General features: G+C 57.9%; 9 protein-coding genes. 4 read left to right on the top strand and 5 right to left on the bottom strand.

Going from position 1 to position 9534, the window contains the following annotated elements:
* From VGL70_00135 to VGL70_00115, 5 genes are all read right to left on the bottom strand, one after another.
* The coding region (locus VGL70_00135) for a CHASE2 domain-containing protein (protein ID HEY3301919.1) at positions 1-1443 on the bottom strand (1443 nt) is incomplete at its 3' end.
* Positions 1444-1873: 430 nt separating this feature from the next.
* A complete protein-coding gene (locus VGL70_00130) occupies positions 1874-3232 on the bottom strand; it encodes a sigma-54 dependent transcriptional regulator (protein ID HEY3301918.1) in 1359 nt (452 codons plus the stop codon).
* Positions 3229-3621, bottom strand: a complete 393-nt coding sequence (locus tag VGL70_00125) for a response regulator (GenBank protein ID HEY3301917.1) — start codon at positions 3619-3621, stop codon at positions 3229-3231. Before VGL70_00125 ends, VGL70_00130 begins: the two co-directional genes overlap by 4 nt.
* Before the next feature lie 60 nt (positions 3622-3681).
* A complete protein-coding gene (locus tag VGL70_00120) occupies positions 3682-5589 on the bottom strand; it encodes a sensor histidine kinase (GenBank protein HEY3301916.1) in 1908 nt (635 codons plus the stop codon).
* A 59-nt stretch (positions 5590-5648) separates the two neighbouring features.
* Positions 5649-6770, bottom strand: a complete 1122-nt coding sequence (locus tag VGL70_00115) for an extracellular solute-binding protein (GenBank protein ID HEY3301915.1) — start codon at positions 6768-6770, stop codon at positions 5649-5651.
* 253 nt (positions 6771-7023) lie between these two features.
* Between VGL70_00115 and VGL70_00110 the strand changes: the two genes are divergently transcribed.
* From VGL70_00110 to VGL70_00095, 4 genes are all read left to right on the top strand, one after another.
* Complete coding sequence (locus VGL70_00110; GenBank protein ID HEY3301914.1) at positions 7024-7155, top strand: hypothetical protein; 132 nt, start codon at positions 7024-7026, stop codon at positions 7153-7155.
* A 41-nt stretch (positions 7156-7196) separates the two neighbouring features.
* Positions 7197-7649 carry a MerR family transcriptional regulator gene (locus tag VGL70_00105; protein ID HEY3301913.1) on the top strand — a complete coding sequence of 151 codons (453 nt, stop codon included), beginning with the start codon at positions 7197-7199 and terminating at the stop codon, positions 7647-7649.
* Between the two features lie 104 nt (positions 7650-7753).
* Positions 7754-9130, top strand: a complete 1377-nt coding sequence (locus tag VGL70_00100) for a DNA sulfur modification protein DndB (protein ID HEY3301912.1) — start codon at positions 7754-7756, stop codon at positions 9128-9130.
* Positions 9131-9262: 132 nt separating this feature from the next.
* A partial coding sequence (locus VGL70_00095; GenBank protein ID HEY3301911.1) for a hypothetical protein occupies positions 9263-9534 on the top strand: 272 nt, incomplete at its 3' end.

Below are 9534 nucleotides of genomic sequence, written 5' to 3'. Positions count from 1 at the left end.
CTGCGCCACCACTTCGTCGGGCACGTAAAAGGCGAGGGCTTTTCGGATGCGTTGGCGCTCTTTGTTCGTCTCCACGTAGTTCCACAAGACCGCGCCGAAAAATCCCAAAGGCGCTTGGAAAAACAGCGGCACGACGAGCGGATACCAGACGCCGTCGGCTTTGAATCGATACTCCGCGGCGATGAGATAGACGACGGCCGAAACAACGACCGCCGGAGCGGCGAGCGCCATAGGAAGCATTCGGCAAATAACGCCCACGAAAACGCCGCCGAGGAGAATCAAAAGAATGTAAAAACGCTGGCTGATCGGCTGGACCGGTTTATCTTCCAAAAGATTCGAGAACGCGGTGGCGGCGATTTCCACCCCGCCGATAAATACGCCGTTCGCCTGGGAAAAAACCGTGTAGAAGCTGTCCTTTCGCTCCGCCAGCAGCTTCTCCGAGAGCCCCACGAATACGGCCTTACCCTTAAGATCGGTCGGTTTGCGGCCGCCGTTTTCGCCGGGTTGCAGCGCTTGATGAAAAGGCAGGGTGGCAACGGTCCGAGGCGGGCCGTAATAGTTCACATAGCGGCGATTAGCGCCGCCGTACATTTTAACGAGCGACTGGAGGAGTCGCTGCTTGCGTGCGTCTGTCGAAGCTCCACCGGAACGCTCCAGCCGTTCGAGCATTCTTTCCGCCAGGCTCGGCTCGCTTTCGAAAACATCCCGGATCTCTCTCATGACCGTCTTGAGGTCGCTGGTTTTGATCGCGCCGGCAATGCTGCGGGGCAGTTTTTTCGCTTGACCCGGGCTGACCTGTTCCAGCAAATGAATAAAGTCGCCGTAGATCTGCTCGGCGAAAAGCTGAAAGGCAATCGTCGGGAAGGTCGGCGAATCGGCGGCGCCGGTCTGAAACGTCCAATACTGATTCACCTTGAACGGTATTCTCGGCAGCACGAACGGCGCGGTCGCCGCCGCGGGCCGCGCAAAGAGATCGATCGGCTGTACGGTATTGACGATATTGTGAACTGCGGCATCGCTCGCGCCGTCATGGGATACGGCGACTTCCTTGGGCGCCAGAGGCTCGGCCAGGACGACGTTGCCGGCCTTTTTTATGGCCGCGGAAAACAGGTTGTCGTCCTTGGCGGTGCGCGGCTCGATAAAATGGACGTCGAAGGTAATCACTTTGGCGCCCTGCGCCGCCAACTTTTCGACCAGCCGCGCATGCAAGGAGCGCGGCCACTTGTCGGGGTTGTTAGGCACGTTCAAATGCTCCGACGATTCCTTGTCGATGCTCACGACGACGACATCCGACGGCGCCGGTCTCGCTCCCCTTAGCTTGAACAACAGCCCCAGCCCCCAGTCCTCTTCGAGATCGTGGGACAAAGGAAAAAAACTTATCGATAGTCCCGCGATTCCGACCAGCAAGCCCAACGGAATCGCCTTCAATACCCGCGACATCATGGAATTTCCCGGAGATCACCTGGTCACATCAGCGTGCCTGCATAAACATTCACGCCCATCTCTACTCCTCTGTCTCGTAAGTTTCGCAGCCGGGAAAAATCTCAGGTTGGGTCGAAGGCAGTTCCCCGGACGTGATCCGAACCCGTAGCGGACCAGCAATAGCACTCTTATCCCCGAATTGGCAAGTTGTTTTATCCAAAAAAAAGCTGTTCGATCCGTCGGACGCGCCAGCGGAACCGAGATCTGCCCTGACATGATCTTTTTCTCCGTCACCGATAATAAGAGCAGGGGTTGTGCCAACCCCGGCGGGGGGCGCGCTCACTCGGTGACCGATTGAATTAGCAGGAGAATATCAACGGTAAAACGGGCCGGCTCTCAAGTAGAACGAATAATGATATCTCTTTAGACACAGGGGAGTGTGAAAAAAGACTTAGTCGATGCGGAAGGATTTCATCAGTCTCAGGAAATAGCTTCTCTCAAGACCCAGGAGTCTGGCCGCGGCGGCGCGGTTTCCCTGGGTTTGGGCGAGGGCTCGTAAAATGACCTCTCGCCTGTAGCCGTCGACGGCCTCGTGATAGGAGACGCTTTCGGATGGAGTCTTCGCTTCCACGGCGACGATTCCGGGAGCGAGATCCGCGAGCTGGATCATCGGTTCTTGGCCGAGAACCACCGCCCGCTCGATGACGTTGGCCAGCTCGCGCACGTTGCCCGGCCAGTCGTAGGCGATGATCTTCTCCATCGCCTCCGGAGTTATTGCGGCGAAATTTTTTTTCGTCTCGGTTGAAAACCGCTCCATGAAATGCCGCGCTAACGTTGGAATGTCCTCCTTTCGCTCTTTCAACGGAGGAAGAAATATGGGCACGACGTTGATGCGGTAATAGAGATCCTCGCGGAAGCGTCCTTCATTGATCGCTTCTTGCAGGTCCCGGTTGGTCGCCGCAATAATCCTGACGTCGACCGAGATCGGCTTCAGCCCGCCCACGCGCTCGAACTCCCGCTCCTGCAAGAATCTCAGGAGCTTCGTTTGCACCTCCGGCGAGACGTCGCCGATCTCATCGAGAAAAAGCGTCCCGCCCTGGGCCACTTCAATCTTGCCTCGCTTCAGCTCGTGCGCCCCGGTAAACGCTCCCTTGGCGTGGCCGAACAGCTCGCTTTCGAGCAGCTCCTTCGACAAACCGACGCAATTGATCGCGACGAACGGCTCGTCTTTCCGATCGCTCCAGGCATGAATGGCCCGGGCGAAAATCTCTTTTCCCGTCCCGCTCTCGCCGAGGAGAAGAACCGTGGACTTGCTCGCCGCCGCCTTGCGGGCGGTCTCGATCGCTTCATTCATGTTCGCGTTTTGGCCTATGACGAGGCGATATCGCTTCCCGGTTTCTTCCGCGAGGACCTCGATGCCGCGCTTGAGCCCCTGGCGCTCCAGCGCTTTGAGAACGACGATCTCGAGATGCTTCGGATCGAACGGTTTGGGGATGAAGTCGTAGGCGCCCTCTTTCATGGCCTCCACCGCCCGTTCGATGGATCCGTAGGCGGTGATAACGATGACGGGGATATCCAACTGGTCCTGCCTGAGCTTGCGCAGAAGCTCCATGCCCTTCATGCGCGGCATTTCAAGATCGAGGAGGATCAGGCTGGGCACCTCCTTCTGGATTAGGGCGAGCGCCTCCTCGCCGTCCGAAGCCATCAACGCCTCGCAGGCGAGCCCGCGCAAGCGGACGTCGAGGAGTCGGCGCGAAGCCGCCTCGTCGTCTACGACCAAAACCTGCGCTCGCTTCGCCTCGGTCATCATTCCCTCCCGGCGTCAGCCTTTTTTGCCAGGAGCGCGGTTATCTCTTGAATGAAGGCGGTCTTGTCGATCGGCTTCGTGATGTATGCCGCGCAGCCGGCTTGCAACGCCTTCTCACGGTCGCCCTTCATGGCATAGGATGTCACCGCGAGGACGGGAATGTTCGCGGTCGCGGGGTCCGCTTTGATTCGTCTGGTCGCTTCGAGCCCATCGATGCCGGAGAGCTGGATATCCATGACGACGAGCGCCGGATGCTCGACCTTGAGCAGCTCAAACGCCTCTTCCGCGTTGGCCGCTTCGATGACTTTATAGCCGTTCGAGCGCAGGAGAAACTCCGCCAGACGCCGGTTCACCGGGTTGTCTTCCACCAACAGAATGGTTTCATGCGCCATGGATCACCTATTTGACGCCGGATTCGATGTCGCCGATCCGTCGTTTCCCAAATTTCTCCCTCAAGGAACGATGGGTATCGTGAAATAAAACCGGCTGCCCTTTCCGGCTTCGCTTTCCACCCAGATTCTTCCTCCGTGCATTTCGACAAACTTTTTTGCCAGGGCGAGACCCAGTCCGCTCCCTTCGACCTTCTCTTCTCCGGCAACCGCCCTGGCGCGCTGGAATTCCTCGAAGATTCTTCCCTGCTCATCGAGAGGAATCCCCGGCCCGGTATCGGCCACTTCCACCAGCACCGCGCCGTTCTCGGCGGCCGCCTTGATCCGCACCGCGCCATGATCGGGAGTGAACTTGATGGCATTGCCCACGAGGTTCAACAGCACCTGCTTGATTCGTCCCGCGTCGATGGACATGGATTCCGGCAGCGCCGAGCCGTCGAACCGGAGATCGATGAATTTTTTCGCCGCCAGCGGGCGCACGGTGCTCTGAACCGCCTCGAGGACGTTCGGCAAGGAAACCACGTCGAGCTGAAGGTCCATTCTGCCCGCTTCGACCTTGGAGAGATCGAGAACGTCGTTGATCAGAGTGAGCAGGTGCTTGCCGCTTTGCAGCACGTCGGTTAGAAACTGCTTGCGCTCCTCCTCGGTGACCGGAAGCGAAGAATCGAGCAGGACTTCGGAAAAGCCGATGATCGCGTTGAGCGGCGTGCGCAGCTCGTGCGACATGCTCGCCAGAAACGCGGACTTGTGGCGGTCGGCTTCTTCGAGCTGCTGATTGGCGAAGGCCAGCTCTTCGGTTCGCTCCAAAACTTTGAGTTCCAAATCTTCATAGGCTCCCTGGAGCGCCGCCGTCATCTTGTTGAACTCGTCGGCAAGAATCTCGATCTCGTCACCGGTCTTGAGATCGAGACGAAAGGCGAGATCTCCTTTGGCGATCCGGTCTACCCCGTGGCGCAGGGTCTCGAGCGGACGAACGACGCGGCGCGCCAGGAATAAGCTGGCGAAGAGAGACATGGCGAGACCGACCAGGAGCAGAGCCGAAGCGCGCGCGATCGAAGCGTAGAGCGGCCGGTAGACCTCTTCCGCCGGCCGCTCGATGAAGACGGCCCAGTCCAGGTTCGGAATGGCCGCATACGAGCTGAACACTTTCTCCCCGTGTAGGTTCTTTGTGACGGTCGTTTTAACCTCGGTTCCCGCCGCGGAGGGTGTGCGGAACGCCTCTTTCACTTGATCCAGCTCTCCCACCTTGCGCCGCTTAAGCACCAGGCTCACCTCCGGATGCGCGATGAGATCGCCGGATCGGCTGACGACGTAGGCGTAGCCGGTCTCGCCGAAAGTTATGCCGGAAACGACATTTTCCCCGATGTAGATGAGACTCAATTCGGCTTCGAGCACACCGACGACCTCGCCGGCGAGGTGCTCGATGGGAACGGCGATGGTCATATACGGTTCGGATTCCCTAGCGAAATAGACCGGGCCAAAATAAGATTGACCCCGCCTAGCCTGCTGGAATGCCGCTGAAGCCGAAAAATCCGTTTTGTCTTCCGGCAGGACGGGCCGTAAACGCGATGCCTGCCCATGGACCATCCCTTGAGCATCGAGCGCCACCGCCTCGGCGATCGCCGGGGTTGTGAGGAGGAGCCTCTGCAATTCAAACTGGTATCGCGGCGAGAGCCCTTCGGGACCGACCTCCGGGCTCCTGGCAGCCGCGTTCAACATGCGGTGGATCTCTTGAATAAACTCTCCGATCTTGAAGGCCGCCTTGGCGGCCACTTCCTGCTGGAGAAGAGCGATGTGCTCCCGGATCTCGCGATAGCGGAAGTAGATCTCCCAAACGCCACTCGTGATCAGCCCGGAGCCGATCAAGATGACCGAGATGAGAAAATACTGACGGAGAAGGCGCCCGCGTTTTTTCTTGCCTGCAATTGGAACGGCATTTTCTACGCCAAGCTTCTGCCCGCGTTCTGCCATGGCTTTCTCTCTGGGTTGCGTTCCAATACTTCCGGAGGCGAGCTTCCCTGAATCCGAAACTATCTCTTCTTCAAATCCTTCCAGACGGCTTCGATCTCTTTCTCGAACTTCTCGTTGACCTCTTTGTAACGCTTCGCGGCGACGGCTTCGTCGTAGATGTTGGAAACCGGCGCGTCAAAGAAAGAACGGACGCCGCCGGTGAGCTCCGCGGCGAGCTCCGCCGTAGATCCCGGCTGCCCATGGACTTTGTATTTGGGTGTAACAGGAAACAGGCCGCGCTCCATGAACACACGCTGGCCTCGCTCGGATAGAAGAAACTTCGTGAACTCGCGGGCCGCCTTGGGGTGCCTAGCGCCGGCTAGAATGGCTACGGGTTCCGGAGTCACAAAAGCATTCTTAGGGGCCACGAACCTGATGTCGAACCCGGCCAGCTTCTCCTCGAAAGCGAAATAGGAAGGAACCGCAAAGCCGGCGGCGAACTCGCCCTTGGCGACCACCGAAGGAACGTCACGGCTCCCGGGTGTAAAAATCCCGGTGTTGGCCGCGAGCCCCTTGAGCCACTTCCACCCCTCGGCATCCCCCTTGCTCTGAAGGATGATTTCGTAGGTCGCATGGCTCGACGACGAGCGGGTCGGCGCGCACTGGGCGACATTCCCCTTGAGCTTCGGGTTCAGGACGTCTTCCCAATCTTTGAGATCGGGCACGCCAAGACGCTTCAGGAGCCTGGGGTGATAGACTAAGCCGTAGACCTGCAGGCCTGTTCCCACCCAGAAGTAGGTCGGTTCTTTCAACGGAATCGTCCTCGGCTTGGCAATCGAAGCTGGAATCGACGCCCACACATCGTTCGACACGTCCAGCCTGACGAGCAGCTTCTGCGCGGCTAACTTGTCGAAGAGCACCGGCTCGCCGCCCCAAAAGATGTCGGCTTCGGGCTTTCCGTTCCACTTGACGATTCTGTCATACGACACCGGAGTGCCCGCCCGCAGGGCGCTGGTCTTGAGGTTCACGTTCCACTTTTCCCTGGCGTATCGACCGAATTCTTTGAGCATCGCATCCACGATGAACTGGGAAACCGGCGTCTGAAGCACCAACTCGTCCTCAATGGGCGCTTGCGCGCGCGCGCTGCCCATCGGTCCGACCAGTGCGACCGGCAGAAGAAAAAGCGAGAAAAGTCTTTTCATGTTGTTGTCTCTACCTACGGTCCAAAGATGTCTCAACTGATACGGAAGGATTTCATCAGCCTCAAGAAATAGCTTCTCTCAAGACCCAGAAGTCTGGCCGCGGCGGCGCGGTTTCCTTTGGTCTGGGTGAGAGCTTGTAATAGCACCTCTCGCCGGTAGCCGTCGATAGCCTCGTGATAGGAGAGGAACAAGTCCATCAGTGTCTGGTGAAAAGATAATGTGCTAGGCTGAGCGTCGCAGTTGGCCCTTGAACATGGCACATCCAATCTCAAGCCATTTCGCTCACAACATCGAGTCCCTCGGCTATCAAGATCTCAACGGCAAGCTGGCCTTCAAGCCGGCGATGCAGGAAGCCAAGACCGAGATTCTCAGGATGGGCGAATAAAATGCTTGTTAATTGGCATAAAATCATGCTAATTAGTCCTTATGCCTAGTTTTCTGACGCTCAACGCGCGGCAAGTAATTGCCGCGGTGCAGGAATTGGAGGCGCAAGAACTAAACCAAAGAACCCTCGCTGCTTGGGCCCAGATGGAGATCGCGGTTCCTTCGGTCGCCTGGGAGCGAAAGCGGGGACGCTATAGCGCTAGAATCTACAGCCTCGCCGATCTGGCCCGGATCCGCCTTGTGGTCCGGCTGAGAAAAGCGGGGCTTTCCATGCCCAGGGTGCGAGCGGTCTTGGCCTACTTGAACCGAGAGCTGCCCGATGCCTTGAAACCAAAGACCCAGGCAGTGCTGATAGTAGACGGATGGCGCGCCGTCATCCTCGGGCGCGCCGGAAGCTCTGACCTAGAGGTCCCATCGGGTCAATATCGCCTACACCTCGTGGAGGTGATCAAGGGAAATATAGAAGCTGCAAGAGAAGCCCTGAAGGCGGCTTAGACAAACAACCTTCTAAGAAAACTCTTCCAACTCCACCTCCAGGGTGTGGCTCGACTGAGATGGCTTTAGTGATGCTGCATCCAAAAAACTTACGGAGGTGACTCATGAATTCCATTGATGCGGATGTCGCCAGCTTTGTAGTTCGTTGGGACAGCGAGATCCCGCCCCATCTCAACTCATGCCGGCCGTTCTTTTTGGATGACACCGACATTATTTTTCGCCACCCTCCTGCCGACGTCCTGGGAGAGGATGGCCGGGTCCTGATATCCGGCGCGATCGAATTTCAGACTCAAATTCACGCGGGCCTCCTCACGGATGTGTGCGAGCCGAACGAGCTTTACAAGCCGGAGCTGCGTAGCACGCAGCGATTTCGCTGCGTCTACGATCCTGACATCCAAAGGGGCGTCAAGGAAACCACGGCGGGCCGTAAGGAGTTCCTGCGCGAGAAGCAAATCGCGGCGATGATGACCGATATAGAGGCCAATCGCTTCGAATGCCCGCAGCTCATGTGGAACCTGCGGGCGGGCGAAACTATCTGGGTTTACGTTCAGGAACGAAGACAACTCAGGATCTACCGGGGTGTGGCGACGCGCCCGGACAGCAACCACCGTCACCACGCGATCATTCGACTGCACCAAGGCTATCTCCGGTGGAAAGCCGAAACCGGCTCGGAAAAAATCGGCAACTATAACCCCAACCGGCCCTATGGCCTCGTGATTTATACGGACGACTTCCAACGTGAGGCCCATCGCTTCTGCGTCTACAACTTCTTGGGTTGGCGGATGGCGTCTACGACCGCGCGTTACATCGAGTCCAAGACTCGATCTCTCAATATCCATTCCAGGCTCGCGCGCGAGCTGATGGAGCAGTCGAGCGTTTTGGGCGCTCAAAACGTTGAAATCCTCAGCAACCAACTGTCGAAGCACAGCGCGAAAATGCTCACCTTCGGAACGCTCGTAGATTCACTTTGTCTTTCGTTCCCCGATCTCACGGAAGGATCCTACTCCGAGGTCTTGGACTATCTGGTCGAGTTCGTCGGTGAGCTCGGTCAGGTTCGACCGAAGGAAATCGCCCTGCTTAGCGCAGCCGAGCGACAAAAAATCAGGGAATCGAGTGTGGCCCATCACCCGACCATATGGCAGGCTTACATGCAGCTTGCGGCTTGGCTCCGAGAACAGAAGGAGGACCACTGGAAGGCTTACCTCATAGCACTGGCCCTGCCCTACAGCCATGTGTTTGAAGGTGAACGCCGAACTTACGACCTTTTCAGCCTCGACAATCCGATCTGGCAGCAGCGCGGCGTGCTTGCGCCCGGCAAAAGAGGCCTGCCGCGCATGGTTCACAACCGGCACAACCGAGAGGCCGCCTTTCAGCTTCTGAGATTTTTGACGGTCTCCTACCGCAACGAACACCGGGAGGAAGTTGGACCTGAGGATTCATCTCAACACCATCAAGAAGCCGAACTGGTCCAGCATCATTAATGAAAAAAACTCCCATGGCTCATTCGTTGGATTCGTTCCCAGGGTTCGTTCCACAACATTCACGATTGACATAGCCACGGTTAGCGGCTATTTCTCCGCTCTTAGACGACAGAACCTCATGTCGGATCAGCCGTGACGCCCTTTTTCGCTCACAACATCGAGTCCCTCGGCTATCACGATATCAACGGCAAGCCGGCCTTCAAGCTGGCGATGCAGGAGGTTGGCGGCCGTTGGTATCTTTACATGGCCCACCTTTGGCATCGCGGCTGGAGCATCTTGGACGTCACCGACCCGACGGCGCCGGAATACGTGAGCTTCATCCCCGGGCCGGAAAATACCTGGACGATTCAGATCCAGGTCGCCGACGGCAAAATGATCACGGCGCTGGAGCGAATCGCGCCGGG

It is taken from the genome of Candidatus Binatia bacterium (assembly GCA_036504975.1).
In the GTDB taxonomy this organism is placed as follows: domain Bacteria; phylum Desulfobacterota; class Binatia; order UBA9968; family UBA9968; genus JAJPJQ01.
The sequence above is the reverse complement of the archived record's forward strand: the minus strand, read 5'-3'. Positions and strand labels throughout refer to the sequence as shown.

Coding starts and splice junctions, on each gene's coding strand:
- VGL70_00120 (HEY3301916.1), bottom strand. CDS start 5,589: ATGGCAGAACGCGGGCAGAAGCTTGGCGTAGAAAATGCCGTTCCAATT.
- VGL70_00100 (HEY3301912.1), top strand. CDS start 7,754: ATGAATTCCATTGATGCGGATGTCGCCAGCTTTGTAGTTCGTTGGGAC.
- VGL70_00115 (HEY3301915.1), bottom strand. CDS start 6,770: ATGAAAAGACTTTTCTCGCTTTTTCTTCTGCCGGTCGCACTGGTCGGA.
- VGL70_00125 (HEY3301917.1), bottom strand. CDS start 3,621: ATGGCGCATGAAACCATTCTGTTGGTGGAAGACAACCCGGTGAACCGG.
- VGL70_00110 (HEY3301914.1), top strand. CDS start 7,024: ATGGCACATCCAATCTCAAGCCATTTCGCTCACAACATCGAGTCCCTC.
- VGL70_00105 (HEY3301913.1), top strand. CDS start 7,197: ATGCCTAGTTTTCTGACGCTCAACGCGCGGCAAGTAATTGCCGCGGTG.
- VGL70_00130 (HEY3301918.1), bottom strand. CDS start 3,232: ATGATGACCGAGGCGAAGCGAGCGCAGGTTTTGGTCGTAGACGACGAG.